15 protein-coding genes are annotated in these 17,215 nt (G+C 69.2%); 2 read left to right on the plus strand and 13 right to left on the minus strand.

All coding sequences use genetic code 11. From position 1 onward, the window contains the following. Positions 1-28 precede the first annotated feature (28 nt). Positions 29-1,480, plus strand: a complete 1,452-nt coding sequence (locus BUR99_RS16030) for an aldehyde dehydrogenase family protein (RefSeq protein ID WP_074261356.1) — start codon at positions 29-31, stop codon at positions 1,478-1,480. Between the two features lie 40 nt (positions 1,481-1,520). Here the strand turns inward: BUR99_RS16030 and BUR99_RS16035 are convergent, their stop codons facing one another. The 9 genes from BUR99_RS16035 to BUR99_RS16075 all read right to left on the minus strand — a co-directional run bounded on the left by BUR99_RS16035 (position 1,521) and on the right by BUR99_RS16075 (position 12,054). Continuing rightward, positions 1,521-2,021, minus strand: coding sequence for a universal stress protein (locus BUR99_RS16035; protein WP_074261357.1), 501 nt, complete (start codon positions 2,019-2,021; stop codon positions 1,521-1,523). Between the two features lie 98 nt (positions 2,022-2,119). Continuing rightward, entirely contained in the window at positions 2,120-3,598 is a 1,479-nt protein-coding gene (locus BUR99_RS16040) for a rhamnulokinase (RefSeq protein WP_074261358.1), read from the minus strand. After that, the gene (locus tag BUR99_RS16045; RefSeq protein ID WP_074261359.1) at positions 3,595-5,631 is read right to left on the minus strand and encodes a bifunctional rhamnulose-1-phosphate aldolase/short-chain dehydrogenase; all 2,037 of its coding nucleotides are present in this window, start codon (positions 5,629-5,631) and stop codon (positions 3,595-3,597) included. The genes BUR99_RS16040 and BUR99_RS16045 overlap by 4 nt, the downstream gene beginning before the upstream one ends. Positions 5,632-5,679: 48 nt before the next feature. Continuing rightward, entirely contained in the window at positions 5,680-6,846 is a 1,167-nt protein-coding gene (rhaI, locus tag BUR99_RS16050) for an L-rhamnose isomerase (RefSeq protein WP_074261360.1), read from the minus strand. A gap of 29 nt (positions 6,847-6,875) precedes the next feature. Continuing rightward, positions 6,876-7,256 carry an L-rhamnose mutarotase gene (locus BUR99_RS16055; protein ID WP_074261361.1) on the minus strand — a complete coding sequence of 127 codons (381 nt, stop codon included), beginning with the start codon at positions 7,254-7,256 and terminating at the stop codon, positions 6,876-6,878. Between the two features lie 86 nt (positions 7,257-7,342). Next, positions 7,343-8,377 carry a rhamnose ABC transporter substrate-binding protein gene (rhaS, locus tag BUR99_RS16060; protein ID WP_074261362.1) on the minus strand — a complete coding sequence of 345 codons (1,035 nt, stop codon included), beginning with the start codon at positions 8,375-8,377 and terminating at the stop codon, positions 7,343-7,345. A gap of 64 nt (positions 8,378-8,441) precedes the next feature. After that, positions 8,442-9,506, minus strand: coding sequence for an ABC transporter permease (locus BUR99_RS16065; RefSeq protein WP_074261363.1), 1,065 nt, complete (start codon positions 9,504-9,506; stop codon positions 8,442-8,444). Continuing rightward, positions 9,506-10,531 carry an ABC transporter permease gene (locus BUR99_RS16070; protein WP_084184068.1) on the minus strand — a complete coding sequence of 342 codons (1,026 nt, stop codon included), beginning with the start codon at positions 10,529-10,531 and terminating at the stop codon, positions 9,506-9,508. The genes BUR99_RS16065 and BUR99_RS16070 overlap by 1 nt, the downstream gene beginning before the upstream one ends. Next, positions 10,528-12,054, minus strand: a complete 1,527-nt coding sequence (locus BUR99_RS16075) for a sugar ABC transporter ATP-binding protein (RefSeq protein ID WP_074261364.1) — start codon at positions 12,052-12,054, stop codon at positions 10,528-10,530. Before BUR99_RS16075 ends, BUR99_RS16070 begins: the two co-directional genes overlap by 4 nt. Before the next feature lie 164 nt (positions 12,055-12,218). On the opposite strand from BUR99_RS16075, the gene BUR99_RS16080 reads away from it, so the two are divergent. Next, positions 12,219-13,226 carry a LacI family DNA-binding transcriptional regulator gene (locus BUR99_RS16080; protein ID WP_074261365.1) on the plus strand — a complete coding sequence of 336 codons (1,008 nt, stop codon included), beginning with the start codon at positions 12,219-12,221 and terminating at the stop codon, positions 13,224-13,226. An 18-nt stretch (positions 13,227-13,244) separates the two neighbouring features. On the opposite strand, the gene BUR99_RS16085 is transcribed toward BUR99_RS16080, so the two are convergent. The 4 genes from BUR99_RS16085 to BUR99_RS16100 form a co-directional block, all read right to left on the minus strand. Next, a complete protein-coding gene (locus tag BUR99_RS16085) occupies positions 13,245-14,726 on the minus strand; it encodes an arylsulfatase (protein WP_074261366.1) in 1,482 nt (493 codons plus the stop codon). Positions 14,727-14,858: 132 nt separating this feature from the next. Then, positions 14,859-15,773: a formylglycine-generating enzyme family protein gene (locus tag BUR99_RS16090; protein ID WP_074261367.1), complete on the minus strand. Its 915-nt coding sequence runs from the start codon at positions 15,771-15,773 to the stop codon at positions 14,859-14,861. 78 nt (positions 15,774-15,851) lie between these two features. After that, entirely contained in the window at positions 15,852-16,715 is an 864-nt protein-coding gene (locus BUR99_RS16095) for an alpha/beta hydrolase (protein WP_074261368.1), read from the minus strand. A gap of 117 nt (positions 16,716-16,832) precedes the next feature. Further along, positions 16,833-17,180 (minus strand): hypothetical protein, encoded by a 348-nt coding sequence (locus tag BUR99_RS16100; protein WP_074261369.1) that lies wholly within the window; start codon positions 17,178-17,180, stop codon positions 16,833-16,835. Positions 17,181-17,215: the final 35 nt, after the last annotated feature.

Below are 17,215 nucleotides of genomic sequence, written 5' to 3' on the forward strand. Positions count from 1 at the left end.
CTTCGTCCGCACTGCCGGAGGCAACACGATGACCGCATTCCCGACATCCGAGACCTCTGCCACCGCACGCGCCCTCAGCCCCATCGACGGTCGTCTGCTCGCCGAGGTGCCGACCGCGTCGATCGATGAGGTCGACGCTGTGGTCGCGACGGCGAGGACGGCGTTCGAGCAGTGGTCGGAGCAGACCCCGTTCGAACGCTCGACCATCCTGCAGGAGTGCGCGGCCAGGATCCGCAGCGTCGCAGGTGACGTCGCGCGGCTCCTCACGCTCGAGAGCGGCAAGCCGCTGCCCGAGGCCGAGTTCGAGGTCATGGCCGCGGCGGACGTGTTCGACTACTACGCCGCACTCGTCCGCACGCGCGGTGGACGTCTCGCTCCGCAGATGAGCCGCAACGCGACGAGCATCGTGATCAAGGAACCGATCGGCGTCGTGGGCGCGATCCTCCCCTGGAACTACCCGCTCCTGCTCTGGTCGTGGAAGGCCGCGCCGGCGCTCGCAGCAGGGAACACGGTCATCAGCAAGCCGTCGCCCGAGACGATGCTGTCCCTGCCACTCCTGCTCGAGTCGCTCGATCTGCCGGTCGGCGTGCACCAGATCGTGCAGGGCGGCGGCGACGTCGGCGAAGCGCTCGTGCGCCACCGCGGCGTCGACAAGATCGCGTTCACCGGCAGCTCCGCCGTCGGCAAGAAGATCATGGCGCTCTGCGCACAGGATGCCAGGCGCTGTTCCGTCGAGATGTCGGGCCACGACGCCATGATCGTCTGGGACGACGTCGACCTCGACCTCGCCGTGGAAGCCGCCCTGTTCGCGAAGTTCGCCAACAACGGCCAGGTGTGCACGGCCGCCGAGCGCTTCTTCGTGCGAGACACGATCATCGACGAGTTCACGGAGCGCTTCGCAGCGCGCATGGCCCAGCTCGTCATCGGAGATCCCCTCGACCCCCGAACCGACGTCGGCCCGCTGGTCGGCGAAGCCCACCGTCAGCGCGTGGCCGACTACTGCCGGCGCGCCCGCGAGGCCGGCGGCGAGATCCTCCTCGGCGGCACGTCGATCGACGGCCCCGGTGCGTTCTTCGAGCCGACGCTCATCCGCGGGCTCAGTCACGAGGCCGTCAACGATCTCGGCGAGATCTTCGGCCCCGTGGCCCCGGTCACTCCCATCAGCACCTTCGACGAGGGCATCGCGTTCGCCAACGACAACCGCTTCGGGCTGAGCTGCAACGTGCTCGTCGGCGACCTCGGTCTGGCGATGAAGGCCGCGTGGGCGCTGAAGGTCGGCACCGTCTGGATCAACAATCCGCTGCCCGACAACTACGCAGCCCCGTTCGGCGGCTTCCGCGAGGCGGGACTCGGGCGCGAGCTCGGCGAGGAGGGCCTCGACGCCTACACCGAGAGCAAGCACGTATGGATCGAGCACGGCCTGACCGAGCAGCCCCACTGGTACGGCGCCAGGCACGCGCCGATCGAGACCGCTCGCTGAGTCGTCGCCGATCCGAGCCCGCCCTCGGTCTGACCGCGGGTCACTCGGCGGGCGGTGTCTCTCGATTCAGCGGAACGAGCAGCACCGGCCGGTCCTGCCCCATTGCGAGCGCCTTCGCCAGCGAGCCGGTGAAGAACTCCTCGACGCGGTGGAGGCCCCCGTGCCGCCTCGTGCCGACGACGAGCATGCGCGAGTGCACGTCCGCCGCCAGTCGGGACAACGCACTCGCCGGATCCCCCGCGAGCACGCGGAAGGACCACTGCACGCGACTCTCGGCGAGGGCCGAGCCGAGCATGCCCTTGATCGTCGACGCGACAGCGGACATCTCCTCGTCGATCGCGGGATCGAGCGAATCGCGCGTGCGCGGTTCCGTGTACTCGAGTTCGACGAGGGCGCTGTTGAGCTCAACGTAGGCGAAGATCACCTCGCAGCCCATCGAACCGGCGGTGCGTTCGGCGGTCTCGATGATCCGCGATGGGAGGCCAGGCTCGATGCCCACCACGATCGGGCCGTCGTCGAGATGGGTTGCCGATTCCGACATGTCGCTACCGCCAGTTCGCTCGAGCAGGATGGAACGCCGTCGCGTCAGTCAAACACGAGAGTCGGGGCGCGCACCAGTGGCAGGTGAAAGCGCGAGCCTCACGTACGGCGCACCGGCCCGAGCGATGCGTCGCCTGTCCGGGACGCCGCCGGCTCGTGGCGTCGCGGGGCGAAGGCCCGTGCCACGAGCGCCCGCAGCGCTTCGAGGTCGCCGCTCGCGAACCCCTGGGCGCGCGCCTGCACGAGCACGTTGCCGATCGCGGTCGCCTCGACGGGCCCGGCCAGCACCGGCAGGCCCGCGCGGTCGGCGGTGCGCTGACAGAGCAGCTCGTTGAGCGCACCGCCGCCGACCACGTGGATGGTCTCGACGTCGACGCCCGAGAGCACCGATGCGGTGCGCACGGCGCCCGCGAACGCCTCGGCGAGGCTCTCGATGATCGAACGCGCGAACTCGGCACGACTGCGCGGTGCCGCGACGCCGTGCTCGGCGCACCATTCGGCGATCCGTCCCGGCAGGTCGCCGGGCGCGAGGAAGCGCGGGTCGTCCGCGTCGAAGACGGCGACGGACCCGGTGACGGATGCCGCGGCCGCCAGCAGTTCGGAGAGGTCGATGCGCTCGCCGTCGCGCTCCCACCACCGCACCGACTCCGACAGCAGCCAGAGCCCCATGACGTTGTGCAGGAACCGCACGCGGCCGTCGACGCCGCCCTCGTTCGTGAAGTTCGCCTCGCGCGCGGCATCCGTCGTCACGGGCCGTTCGAGCTCGACGCCGACGAGGCCCCACGTGCCGCAGGAGATGTACGCGGCCGATTCGGCACGCATGGGTACCGCGACGACCGCCGATGCGGTGTCGTGCGAGCCGACGGCGATGACCTCGATGCCCGACGGGGCGCCGAGTTCGGCCGCGACGGCGGTGCGGAGCGGACCGAACGACTCCCCCGGGCTCACGAGCGGTGCGAACACGGATGCCGGGAGCCCGAGCCGCTCGATGAGCTCGTCGTCCCACTCCCCCGATGCGACGGCGACGAGGCCGGTGGTCGAGGCGTTCGTGCGTTCGGCCAGGCGCGCACCGGTGAGCTGGAACCCGATGAGGTCGGGCACGAGGAGGAGCGAGGAGGCGCTGCCGAGGCATCCGCTCTCGCGCTCGGCGGCGAGCTGGTACAGGGTGTTGAACGGCAGGAACTGCAGGCCGTTGCGGCGGTAGAGCTCGTCGAACGGCAGGGCGCCGTGCACCGCCTCGACGCCCCGGCCGCTGCGCTCGTCGCGGTAGTGGAACGGTTCGCCGAGCATGCGGTCGCCCTGGAGCAGGGCGTAGTCGACCGCCCAGGAGTCGACGCCGATCGAGGCCGCCGACGGGTCTCGCCGGAACGCCTCGGCGAGGCCCGCGGTCAGGTCGCGGTAGAGACCCGTGAGGTCCCAGTGCAGTCCCGAGGCGAGGCGCACCGGGCCGTTCGCGAATCGCGTGACGTGGTCGAGCGCGAGCGTGCCGGCCCGGCCGTCGACGTGGCCGAGGATGACGCGCCCACTCGTCGCCCCCAGGTCGACGGCCGCGACGGTGCCCGCGCTCGCGCCGCTCATCGCAGGAAGGCTGCCGCGACGCCCGCGTCGACGGGGATGTGGAGGCCGGTGGTGTGGCTGAGCTCGGGCCCCGTCAGCACGATGACCGCGTTCGCGACGTGCTCGGGGAGCACCTCGCGCTTCAGGATCGTGCGCTGGGCGTAGAACTCGCCGAGCTTGTCCTCTTCGATGCCGTAGGTCTTCGCACGGTTCGCGCCCCAGCCGCTCGCGAAGATGCCGGAGCCGCGCACGACGCCGTCGGGGTTGATGCCGTTGACCTTGATGCCGTACTCGCCGAGCTCGACCGCGAGCAGGCGCACCTGGTGGGCCTGGTCGGCCTTCGTCGCCGAGTAGGCGATGTTGTTCGGCCCGGCGAAGACCGAGTTCTTCGAGGAGATGTAGACGATGTCGCCGCCGAGTCCCTGGTCGATGAGCACTCGAGCTGCGGCCTTCGAGACGAGGAAGGAGCCCTTGGCCATGACGTCGTGCTGCAGGTCCCAGTCGGCCTCGGTGGTCTCGAGGAGCGGCTTCGACAGCGAGAGGCCGGCGTTGTTCACGACGAGGTCGAGGCCGCCGAAGGCGAGCACCGCCTCATCGATCGCGGCCTGCACCGCCGCGGCATCCGTCACGTTCGCGGCGACGCCGATCGCGACATCCGCGCTGCCGAGCTCGGCGGCGGCGGCTCGGGCCTTCTCGAGGTCGAGGTCGGCGATGACGACGCACGCGCCCTCGGCCGCGAGGCGGGTGGCGATGGCCTTGCCGATGCCGGACGCTGCGCCCGTCACGAGCGCGATGCGTCCCGCGTGGGGCTTCGGCTTCGGCATGCGCTGGAGCTTGGCCTCCTCGAGCGCCCAGTACTCGATCGCGAACTTCTCGGCGTCGCTGATGGGCGCGTAGGTCGAGAGCGCCTCGGCGCCGCGCATCACGTTGATCGCGTTGACGTAGAACTCGCCCGCGACACGAGCAGTCTGCTTGTTCGCGCCGTAGCTGAACATGCCGACGCCCGGCACCAGCACGATGAGCGGGTCGGCGCCGCGGATCGCGGGGCTCGAGGCATCCGCGTGGGCGTCGTAGTACGCCTGGTAGTCGGCGCGGTAGGCCTCGTGCAACTGCTGCAGTCGCGCGATCGAGTCCTCGATCGAGGCGTCGGCCGGCAGGTCGAGCACCATCGGCTTGACCTTCGTGCGCAGGAAGTGGTCGGGGCAGCTCGTGCCGAGGGACGCGAGGCGGGGGTGCTCGGCGCGGGCGAGGAAGTCGAGCACCTCGGGGGCGTCCGTGAAGTGGCCGACCATGGGCTTGTCGTGGCTCGCGATGCCCCGGACGGTCGCCGCGAGGGCGGCCGCCTTGGCCCGTCGTTCGGATGCCTCGAGCGGGCCGAAGCCCTCGAGCTCGGCGCCGAACGGGTCGGACGTGCCGTGCTCGGCGATGTAGGCGGCGGCGGTGTCGATGATCCAGAGCGAGTTCGACTCGGCCTCCTCCGAGGTGTCGCCCCACGCGGTGATGCCGTGACCGCCGAGGATGCAGCCGATCGCGGCGGGGTTCGCCGCCCTGATGGCGGCGATATCGAGCCCGAGCTGGAAGCCGGGGCGGCGCCACGGCACCCAGACGACCTTGTCGCCGAAGATCTTCGCCGTCAGTTCCTCGCCATCGGCCGCGGTGGCGATCGCGATGCCGGAGTCCGGGTGCAGGTGGTCGACGTGCGCCGCGTCGACGAGGCCGTGCATGGCCGTGTCGATCGACGGCGCCGCACCGCCCTTGCCGTGCAGCGTGTAGTCGAACGCGGCGACCATCTCGTCTTCGCGGTCGACGCCCGGGTAGACGCCGACCAGGGCGCGCAGGCGATCGAGGCGCAGCACCGCGAGGCCCTGCTCGGTGAGGGTGCCGAGATCGCCGCCGGAGCCCTTGACCCACATCAGCTCGACGGGCTCGCCCGTGACCGGGTCGGTCTCGGTGCCCTTGGCCGAGGTGTTGCCACCGGCGTAGTTCGTGTTCTTCGGGTCGGCGCCGAGGCGGTTCGACCGTGCGATGAGGTCGGCTGCAGCCTGGTTCGTCATGAGGAGGGTCCTTCGGGGAGCGGAGAGGAGATGGTGGGTCGGGAAGGGTCAGGCGCCCCAGCTGGCCTGCACGCCGCCGACGCGGTCGGCGGCGATCTGCTGCAGGTAGCCGGATGCCGCGAACGCCGCCATGGGGTCGGCGGGCAGGCCCCGCGACTCGCGCCACTCGCCGAGGGCCGGGCGCACGTCGGTGTAGAAGGCATCCATGAAGATGCGGTTGGCCTCGAGCACGTCGCCCGAGACCTGCGCTGCGCGCAGCGCATCGATGTCGACGATGAGCGCTCGCGCCGTCATCTCCTGCACGTTCAGCACTGAGCGGATCTGGCCGGGCACCTTGTCCTCGACGTTGTGGCACTGGTCGAGCATGAACGCGACGTCGGGGTTGTTCAGGCCGCCGCCGCGGATGACCTCGACGAGGATGCGGAACAGCTGGTACGGGTCGGCCGCGCCCACGATGAGGTCGTCGTCGGCGTAGAAGCGCGAGTTGAAGTCGAAGGAGCCGAGCTTGCCGAGCCGCAGCAGCTGCATGACGATGAACTCGATGTTCGTGCCGGGCGCGTGGTGGCCGGTGTCGAGGCAGACCATCGCCTTGTCGCCGAGCGCGGCGACCTGGGCGTAGCTCGTGCCCCAGTCGGGGACGTCGGTGTGGTAGAACGCCGGCTCGAAGAACTTGTACTCGAGCACGAGGCGCTGTTCGTCGCCGAGGCGTGCGTAGATCTCCTGCAGCGACTCGTGCAGCCGGTCCTGGCGACCGCGCAGGTCGGCCTGACCCGGGTAGTTCGAGCCCTCGGCGAGCCAGATCTTCAGGTCGCGCGAACCGGTCGCGTGCATGATGTCGATGCACTCGAGGTGGTGGTCGATCGCCTTGCGGCGCACGGCGGCGTCTTCGTGGGTGAGGGCGCCGAACTTGTAGTCGTCGTCCTGGAAGGTGTTCGAGTTGACGGTGCCGAGTTCGACGCCGTGCTCCTCGGCGTGCGCGCGGAGCGCCGAGTAGTCGTCGACCTTGTCCCACGGGATGTGCAGGGCGACCGTCGGGGCGAGCGCGGTGAACCGGTGCACCTGCGCGGCATCCGCGATCTTCTCGAAGGGGTCGCGGGGGGTGCCCGGCGTCGCGAAGACCTTGAAGCGGGTGCCGGAGTTGCCGAATGCCCACGAGGGCAGCTCGATGGCCTGCTGCTCGAGCTGGCCGAGGACGTCGGTTGGGAGGATGCTCACGATGGCTCTTTCCGGTTTCTGGTGCGTGTTCAGTCGTGCGTCGCGGAGTGCTCGGAGTCGAGCGCGGCGAGTTGGTCTTCGAGGTGGAACACCTCGGGAAGTCGTGGGGCGGACTGGTCGGGTCGACCGCCCAGCGCGAGGAAGAACTCGGCCATGTCGGCCTCCCACGCGGACGTGCGCGGGTCGAGTTCGAGCGCTGCCTGCGACGCGTCGTCGTCGTCGGTCTCGTAGTAGCCGATGAGCAGTCCGTCGGGTCGGAGGAAGAGCGAGTAGTTGCGCCGACCGGATGCCTCGATCGCGCGCAGCATCTCGGGCCAGACGGCCTCGTGGCGGGCGCGGTACTCGTCGAGGCGTGCAGGGTCGACCTGCAGCTGGAAGCAGACTCGCTGCGTGCGGTGCGCCTCGCCCATGGCCTGCTCCCCTCCTGGTGTGCGAATGGTGCTGCTGTTCCGGGGTGGCCCTGCCCGGCGGGACGCCGGGCAGGGCCCGTGATCGACTAGAAGTCGAACTCGCCGATGTTCTCGGCGTCGAACACGAAGGGGTCGCCGAGGAGCACGACGCCGTCGGCGCCGACGGTGTACTCGCCGAGCTTGCCCGCGTCGAAGGTGTCGCCCTCGGCGCCCGTGATGTCGCCCTCGATAAGCGCCTTCGACGCGTAGGCGGCGAGGTAGCCGAGGTCGGCCGGGTTCCACAGGGCGAACGCCGTGACGGTGCCGTCTTCGACGTACTCGCGCATCTGGTTCGGCGTGCCGAGGCCGGTCAGTGCGACCTTGCCCTGGTACTCCGAGGTCTGGAGGTAGCGCGCGGCAGCCGCGATGCCGACGGTGGTCGGCGAGACGATTCCCTTGAGGTTGGGGTGGGTCTGCAGCAGCGCCGCGGTCTTGTCGAACGAGGTCTGGTCGTCGTCGTCGCCGTAGACGACCTCGACGAGCTCGATGCCGGGGTGGTCGGCCGCGAGCTGCTCCTTCATCAGTTCGATCCAGGCGTTCTGGTTCGTCGCGTTCGCCGAGGCCGACAGGATGGCGATCTCGCCGGCGTCGCCGATCTGCTCGGCGATGAGGTCGACCTGCACCTTGGCGATGCCCTCCGCGTCCGCCTGGTTCACGAACACGTCGCGGCAGTCGGTGTTGGTGTCGGAGTCGAACGTGACCACCTTGACGCCGGCGTCGCGCGCCTCGTTGAGGGCGTCGCAGATCGCCTTCGGGTCGTTCGCGGAGATCGCGATCGCGCCGACGCCCTGCTGGGTGAGCGTGTTGATGTAGCTGACCTGGCCGTCGGGCGTGGCCTCGGCGGGGCCGACCTCGGCGAAGGTGCCGTCGAACTCCTCGATGGCCTCCTCGCCACCGGCGTTCGACGTGTCGAAGTACGGGTTGCCGAGGTTCTTCGGCAGGAAGGTGATCGACAGGTTGCCGCCGTCGCCCTCCCCGCCGCCGGAGCCGGAGTCACCGGCGGCGCAGCCGGTCGCGACGAGCGCCACACTCACCGCGAGCGCGGCGAGGGCTGCTGCCCGGGTCTTCTTCTGAAACAACATCGTTGTTCGTCCCTTCATTGGATGACGTCGATGACCTGGTCGCATCGACGGTGGTGCGGTCTGGTTACCCTGCTGTGGAGACCTCGACGCGCGGTTTCCCTCCTGGAGCCCGGCGCCGTGTGCGCAGCCAGGCCAGGAAGCTGGAGGACACCACCGAGATCACGAGCAGCACCCCGGTGATGATGTTGATGACGTCGGAGGTGACGTTGGCCAGGCGCAATGCGCTCGCCAGCACTCCGATGAGCAGCACGCCGGCGATGACGCCGTGCAGCGCCCCGCGGCCGCCGAACACGCTGACCCCGCCGAGCACGACGGCTGCGATGACCTGCAGCTCCATGCCGGTCGCGTTGTCGCCGCGGGCGCTGCCGAAGCGGAGCGTGTAGTAGATGCCGGCGAGCGCCGAGACGAGGCCCGCGAGCACGAACAGGATGAACTTCGTGCGCCCCACGTCGACGCCCGAGAACGCCGCCGTCTCCTTCGAGAGGCCGATCGCGTAGATGCCGCGTCCGAACGGGGTGAAGTGCAGCAGCACCGCGAAGATCACGAGCAGTACGAGGAACGGGATGATCACGAGCGGGACGCCGGTCGTACCGAGCTTCGCCTTGGCGAGGTCGGTCCAGAACTCGGGGAAGTCGGTGACCGCGGTCGTGCCGAGGAGGCCCACGGCGAGGCCGCGGAACAATGCCAGCGTGCCGATCGTGACGGCGAGCGAGGGCAGGCCGACGACCGTCACGAGGAACCCGTTGATCGCGCCGCCGATGCCGCCGACGAGGAGCGCGATGAGCGCCGCGATCTCGAACGGCATGCCGCCATGGGTGAGCACGCCGGTGACGACGCTCGAGAGCCCGACGACGCTCGCGACCGAGAGGTCGATCTCGCCGGTGATCATGATGAGCGTCATCGGCAGCGCGATGAGCAGGATCGGTGTGACGTCGAGGATCAGGTAGGTCAGCGTGATCGGCTGGCCGAATCCGCGGATCGTCATCGACGCGATGATCACGACGACGATGAGGAGGGCGATGATGGCCATCTCGCGGGTGAGCAGGAGGCGCTTCCACAACGGCTGGTCGTAGTCGCGGTACTGCCGCACCGATGCGGGGGCGGGCGTGGTCTGGGTGATGCTCGACATCAGCTGTCGTCCCTTGCCTCGATGAGCTTGCGTTTCTGTCGGACCGCGAGCACGCGGTCGAGCACGATGGCGCCGATGATGAGCACGCCGACGACGGCGCGCTGCCAGAAGTCGGGAATGCCGAGGATCGGGAGCGCCCGGTTGATCGTGAGCAGGAGCACCGCGCCGATCGCGGCACCCCAGACCGAGCCGACGCCGCCGACGATCGCGACGCCGCCGATCACGGCCGCACCCACCGCGTCGAGCTCCCAGCCCGAGCCGGCCTGCGAGTTGATCGTGCCGTAGCGGGCCGCGTAGAGCACGCCGCCGAGGCCGGCGAGGGCGCCCGAGAGCAGGAAGGCGGTGAGCAGGCGCCGGGTGACGCGAAGGCCGTACAGTTCGGCCGCCGCCGGGTCGGAGCCGATCGCGTAGAACTCGCGGCCGCCGCGGGTGTTCTTCATGTACCACCCGGCGATGATGAGCACGACGAGCGCGATGATCGTCAGGATCGGAATCGTCAGGAACTGCTCGGTGCCGAGCGCGAGGAAGCTCTTCGGCAGGTCGGAGGCGTTGATGCGGTCGCTGCCGGTCCAGAGCACGTTGATGCCGCGGTACGCGTAGAGCGTGCCGAGCGTGATGACCATGGCGGGCACCTTCGCGAACGCCACGAGTGCGCCGTTGATGAGGCCGAGCACGCCGCCGAACGCAACCGCGATGACGAAGACCGCGATGATCGGGATCCCCGGGAAGTCGATGAACAGGCGCCCGGTGAGGTACGCGGTCAGGCCGAGCACCGAGCCGACCGAGAGGTCGACGTTGCGCGTGATCAGCACGATCGCCTGGCCGACGGCCACGAGCACGAGGATCGACGGGGTCAGCAGCAGGTCGCGCCATCCGTCTGCGCTGAACAGGAAGTTCGGGTTCGCCGCCGTGGCCGCGATGATGACGATCACGAGCGCGAGGAGGATGCCGAACTCTCGGGCCTTGCCGATCGCACCGAGGCGTTTCGTCACGTTGGAGGTGGGGGTGGTGGTCGCGGTGCTCACGAGTGCTGCTCCTCGGCGTGGGTCGCGGCGAACATGACGTTCTCGGATGTCGCGTCGGCGCGGTCGATCTCGGCGGTGATGCGTCCTTCGCGCATCACGAGCACGCGATCGGCCATGCCGAGCACCTCGGGCAGCTCGGACGAGATCATGAGGATGCCCATGCCCTGTCCGGCGAGCTCGGAGAGCAGTCGGTGCACTTCGGCCTTCGTGCCGACGTCGATGCCGCGGGTCGGCTCGTCGATGATGAGCACGGTGGGCTCGGTCGCGAGCCACTTGCCGAGCACGACCTTCTGCTGGTTGCCGCCCGAGAGGGTTCCCGCGACGGTGCTGAGCGCGTTCGTCTTCACTTCGAGCCGGCTCGCCCAGACGCGGGCGGCGCGGTTCTCGAAGCCCGAGGTGATGATGCCGAACTTCGCGAGCTGCTCGCGGATCGCGAGCGTGGTGTTGCGCGAGACGCTCGAGTCGAGCACGAGGCCCTGCTTGCGGCGGTCCTCGGGAACGAGGGCGAGACCGAGGCGCATCGCGGCGGTCGGACTCTTCGCGGGCACGGGCTTGCCGTTCAGCCGCACGGTGCCGCTCTGATAGTGATCGACGCCGAAGATCGCACGGGCGACCTCGCTGCGGCCGGCGCCGACGAGGCCGGCGAGGCCGACGATCTCGCCGGAGCGCACGGTCAGCGTGATGTCGTGGAAGATGCCGGCGCTCGTGAGCCCCTCGACCTCGAGCAGGGGGTCGCCGATCGTGGTCTCCTGCTTCGGGAAGAGCTCGGTGACGTCGCGGCCGACCATCTGGCGCACGATCTCGTCGACGTTCGTGTCGGCGATGCGACTCGTCGAGATGTAGGCGCCGTCGCGCATGACGGTGACGGTGTCGCAGAGGTCGAACACCTCGTCGAAGCGGTGGGAGATGAAGACGATGGCGCGGCCCTCGTCGCGGAGGCTCCGCGCGATCTGGAAGAGACGGTCGACCTCGACGCCCGAGAGGGCGGCGGTCGGCTCGTCCATGATGAGCACCTTCGCGTCGAGCGAGATGGCCTTGGCGATCTCGATGACCTGCTGGTCGGCGATGGAGAGGCCGTCGGCCGGGCGATCGGGGTCGATCCGCACGCCGAGGCGCTGGAACAGGCCGTCGACCTCGGCGCGCATGGCCTTGCGGTCGATGCGGCCGAACCGGCCGACCGGCTGGCGGCCCATGAAGACGTTCTCGGTGACCGAGAGGTCGGGGAAGAGGGTCGGCTCCTGGTAGATGACGGCGATGCCCGCGGCCTTCGAGTCGGCCGTCGAGGTGAAGTCGACCTCCGCGCCCTCGAGGCGGAACACGCCGGCGTCGCGTCGGTAGAGGCCTGCGACGATCTTCACGAGGGTCGACTTGCCGGCGCCGTTCTCGCCGACGAGGGCGTGGATCGAGCCGGCGTCCACCTCGATGGTGCCGGAGCGGAGGGCAACGACGGATCCGAACGATTTACGGATGTCGCGCAGTTCGAGCGCCGGAGCGGGGTCGGCGGCGCCGGGGGGAATCGTCATTGATCTGGACCTAAACTGCGGGGCTGGACCCCACGTGGTTGAATCGTTTTAATGCGTACGAACATGAGCAATTTACGGCGACGGCGATGCGATGTCAAGTCGCGGAAAGCGCGAGTGGTACGTTTCAGTTCAGAGTCGCGGAACACCGCGGGAAGGGCGGGACGATGACGGTGAGTGTCCGGGATGTCGCCGCCGCGGCATCCGTTTCGGTTGGAACCGTCTCGAACGTGCTGAACCGCCCCGAGAAGGTCGCGCCGTCGACCGTGGCACGCGTCACCGCCGCCATCGAGGAGCTCGGCTTCGTGCGCAACGACGCGGCCCGACAGCTGCGCGCCGGGCACAGCCGATCCATCGGCCTCGTCGTGCTCGACGTGCGCAACCCCTTCTTCACCGACGTCGCCCGCGGCGCGGAGGATCGCGCCGCCGAAGAGGGCATGACGATCCTGCTCGGCAACAGCGACGAGAACACCGATCGCGAGCGCGCCTACCTCGACCTCTTCGAGGAGCAGCGCGTCGCCGGCGTGCTCATCTCCCCGCTCGCCGACGACCTCCCCCGATTGCAGCGCCTGCGCGACCGCGGCACCACCGTCGTGCTCGTCGACCGGGAGGTGCCCGACCAGAGCTTCTCCTCCGTCGCCGTCGACGACGTCGTCGGCGGATACCTCGCCGTGCGACACCTGCTCGACACCGGCCGCCGCCGCATCGCCTTCATCGGCGGGCCGGCGAGCATCCGGCAGGTCGCCGACCGACTCGAGGGCGCACGACGCGCCGTCGCCGAGACCGACGATGCCGCCCTCGAGGTCGTCGCGACGGAATCGCTCTCGGTGCTCGCGGGCAGGGCGGCCGGCGAGGGCGTCCGCGAGCGCGCGGCATCCGATCGCCCCGACGCGGTCTTCGCCGCCAACGACCTGCTCGCGATGGGCGTGCTCCAGGCGCTCATGATGCAGGGCGGAATCGACGTTCCCGGAGAGATCGCACTCATCGGCTACGACGACATCGACTTCGCCTCGGCCGCTGTCGTGCCGCTCTCCTCGATCAGGCAGCCGGCCGAGCTCATCGGCTACACCGCCGTCGATCTCATGCTGAAAGAGGCCAACGGCGAATCCGTGCAGGAGCGCGTGCTGTTCCAGCCCGAGCTCGTCGTGCGCGAATCGACCAGCGCGCGCAGCTGAGCCCCGGCAGGTGCGAGATCACCCGGCGGACGAGAGTCCGTGGAGCATCTTCGCGATCTGCTCCTGCACCTGCGCGTCGCCGACCTCGAACAGGGCGTAGCTGATTCCCGCAGACTGGATGGGGCGATTGGGGTACTGCTTGTAGGTGGGCAGCACGCTGAGCAGACGGGCGGCCATCTGCGGCGCCTGCCACGTCTTCTCCGCGAAGCTGGTCATGAAGATGTCGTAGCGTTCTTGCGGGTCCTGCCACAGGTCGAACAGCTCCGGCACGATCGCCGTGTACGAAGCCGGACCGCGCCATCCGTCGCGGACGTTCCAGATCGCTTTCCACTTGCCGAGACGGATGGCTCCGGGGATCATCTCCGTCTCGGTCATGTACAGCCAGTGGTCCCGAGTGGACGGCCCGTCGCCTCGCAGGAGGGCGGATTGGTCGTAGCTGTCGAAGATGGTGGGCTCGCCCTCCCGGTCCTCGGCCGGCAGCTCCAGGCCGGCGAGGCTCGCGAACGTGGCCATGAGGTCCAACGACCCGACGATCTCGGAGTTGCGTCGTCCGGCCTCGATCGTTCCGGGCCACCAGGCGATGGCCGGCACGCGGCTCCCGCCCTCGTAGTCGGTGCCTTTCGTGCCGCGGTACGGGGTGTACCCGCAGTCGGGGTAGACGTCCTGCCACGCGCCGTTGTCGGTCGTCCAGACGATGAGCGTGTTCTCCGCGATGCCCAGCTCGCGCACCTTGTCGACGACCTGGCCCACCCGATGGTCGAGCTCGACGAGGGAGTCGAGATACTTCGACTTGCCGAGCGACGCGCCCTCGAAGTCCGGGTGCGGCAGGTTCGGCTGATGCAGCTTCGCGGTGTTCAGGTACAGGAAGAACGGAGCATCCCCGGTCGCGTGGTCCTCGAGATACTCGAGCGCGAAGTTCGTGGACTTCTCGTCGATGAACGGGATGTTGGAGGAGTCGATCTTCTCGACCTCGTGCGGCTGTTCACCGACCTTGCCCTCGAGGGCCCCCGTGACGTTGCCCCACATCTTCATCGTGGCCTCGTCGTCGAACGGGAAGTCGGGGTTGTAGGCCTTGTCGGTGTACGTGTACGCATTCAGGTGGTACAGCGTCGTGTTGTACATCTCATCGAATCCGTGCGCGGTCGGCATGGCGTAGTCGGCCTCGCCGACGTGCCACTTCCCGATCTGACAGGTGTCGTAGTCGGCCTTCTTGAGGACGCTCGCGAGCGTCCACTCCCCGGCGGGCAGACCGCCCCCCTGACCGGGGAATGCGACCGTCGTCATCCCGCTGCGAATCGGGAGCCGGCCGGTCAACGCCGCTGCGCGCCCTGGAGTGCAGCTGGGCTGGCCGTAGAACGACATGAACTGCAGCCCCTCGGCCGCGAGACGATCGAGGTTCGGCGTCGGCGCACCTCGGTTCTCACCGCCGCCGTAGCATCCCAGATCACCCCACCCGACGTCGTCGGACATGAACAGGATGATGTTCGGCTTCTCGGCCATCTTCGCGTCTCCCCCACGTGAATACCGCTTCTGTTCGGACGCTAGCAGAGCCCGCTCGAGGAGGTCACCCCCGTCCGGGGGCATGGCATGCTCCGCGCACGCCGGCATCACCTGCGACGAGCCCGGCGGAAGCTAGGCGTCCTTCGCGCAGCGGAAGCCGATGTGCGACATCCCGGTCTCCTCCGATTGCGGCGACCGCGCGGCCGGCCGGAATCGCAGGCAGTACTCCGGCGAGCACAGGAACGATCCTCCCTTGAGCACCCGGCGCGCAGTCGCGGGAAAGGCCTCGTCCGCACTCGCGCGAGCCAGCAGGTTCTCCCGCTTCCCGGCGTCGACCGGACTCTCCGACAACCGCAGATGGCGAGGCGTGTAGAAGTCGCTCGTCCACTCCCAGACGTTGCCGACCATGTCGTACAGCCCGAAACCGTTCGCGGGGTACGTGCCGACCTCAGCCGTTCCGCCCACCCCCTGGTTGTCGTACGGGAAGCGGCCCAACCAGGAGTTCGCCTGCGCGACACCGCCGGGATACGGCTCCTCGCCCCAGGAGAACCGCGCACCGTCGATCCCGCCGCGCGAGGCGAACTCGTGCTCCGCCTCGGTAGGCAGCCGAAGCCCCGCCCAGCCGGCGAACGACACCGCATCCTCGAACGCGACGTGCACGACCGGATGCTGCATGCGCCCGTCGATGGACGACCCCGGGCCGAAGGGGCTCCGCCAGTAGGCGCCGGGCTGCCAGCGCCACCACCCCCGCCAATCGCCGAGGTCGACCGGGCCGCGAGTCGGCGTGAACACCATCGAACCCGGAACCAGATCGGCCGGATCCGCGCCCGGAAACGCACTGGAGTCCAATTCGCGCTCCGCCACCGTGACGTAGCCCGACGCATCCACGAACTCGGCGAACATCTCATTCGTGACCTCGTGCCGCTGGATCCAGAACGGATCGACCCGACGCTCGTGAACTGGGCGCTCGTCGGGGTAGAAGTCATCAGAGCCCATTCGGAACGATCCGCCCTCGATCATCACCAGCTCACGGCCATCGGCTGTCATTCGCCCACCGTACCCAGTCCCCCAGCCCCAACCGTCGGCCCGTCGTGACACATGTCGATCACCCCGCGAGCGTGGCTCCTAGTCGACGAAGCGCTGGACGAAGGCGAGGGCCTCGTCGGCGACGTCGCGCCATCCCGAGTCGATCGTCAGCGAGTGTCCCCGATCGGGGATGATGATCTCCTCGGTGATGCCGCTGTTGTGCTTCGCCTGGATCTTGTAGCTGGCATTGGTGATCGCCGGCGGCACCGTGTGGTCCTTCTCCCCGCCGATGATCAGCAGCGGCCCTCGGGCGGGGTTCTTCGAGTCGACTTCGGTGTCACCGCCGAAGGGATTGAAGTTCGCGAATGCCGCCTGGAACAGCGGAAGGCCCGCCGCCGCGACGTGATGCTCCTCGAAGAGCCGGCGCCCCTCCTCCTCGCTCAGCGCGTTGACCCAGCCGTACTGGAACTGCTCCCACGTCAGGGCGATGCCGCGACCGGCGTTGGCGGGGTTCGCGAGCACCGGGGCCGCGGACTTCAACGACGAGGCGGGCAGGGGCAGCACGCCCTTGAACGGCGCGTTGTCGATCGACACCGTCACTGCCGCCGCGCCTTCGCCGGCGATCTTCTGCGCGATGAGTCCGCCGAAGGAGTGACCGATCACGACGGGACTCCGGTCGAGTGCAGTGATCGCCTCCAGATAGTGGTCGGTGACCTGCTGGACCATCTTCTTCGCGAAGGCCTCGGGGTGCTCACGGGCCTCTGCGACGGTGGCCGGGTCGTCGGGCCAGCCGGAGGCGAGGGTCACGAATCCGTTGTCCTCGAAGAACTCCCGCCACGGCGCCCAGCTGCTCGAGAGCAGCCAGAGCCCGTGCACGAACACGACCGGCGTGCGGTCCGACGCGTTCGCTCGATCGATCTCGACGCGTTCCCAGTCGGCGAGGGTGGAGGTGCTGTCACTCATGTGTCGTCCTCTCAACGGTGGTCGTGGCCGTGCTGCTGCGCGGCCGAAGCCGCCACCAGCGTAGGACTTCGACGATCCTGCCGCGAGGGGCGGGTTCAGGCTGCGCTCGCCGCGAGCTCAGCCCGTGATCACCTGCTGCTCGCCGGTGATGACCGGGCTCGCCCGCCGCGCCGGACGCGTGTACGTCGCCCGGTGCACCGGCGGCACGTAGCGGCGGTCGCGTCGAGTGGTGCGCCGGGCGTCCCTCCTCGGCCGCAGCACCAGCCCCATGCAGACGAGGCTCACGCCCGCGATCGCGGCTGCAGCACCGACCGCCGCGATCAGCAGCGCGACGTTGCTCTGCTGACCCGAACCGAACACCGATGAGTACGCGAGCATCGCAGCTCCCGTCACCATGCCGACCAGGCCGAGCATCGTCGCCGCACCGCCGGACCGCATGAGCTTCTTGCCTGCCGTCATGCTCATCACCCCCTACTGCATTCCTCTTCCCTGAGTAGGAA

Source organism: Agromyces cerinus subsp. cerinus, from assembly GCF_900142065.1.
GTDB lineage: Bacteria > Actinomycetota > Actinomycetes > Actinomycetales > Microbacteriaceae > Agromyces > Agromyces cerinus.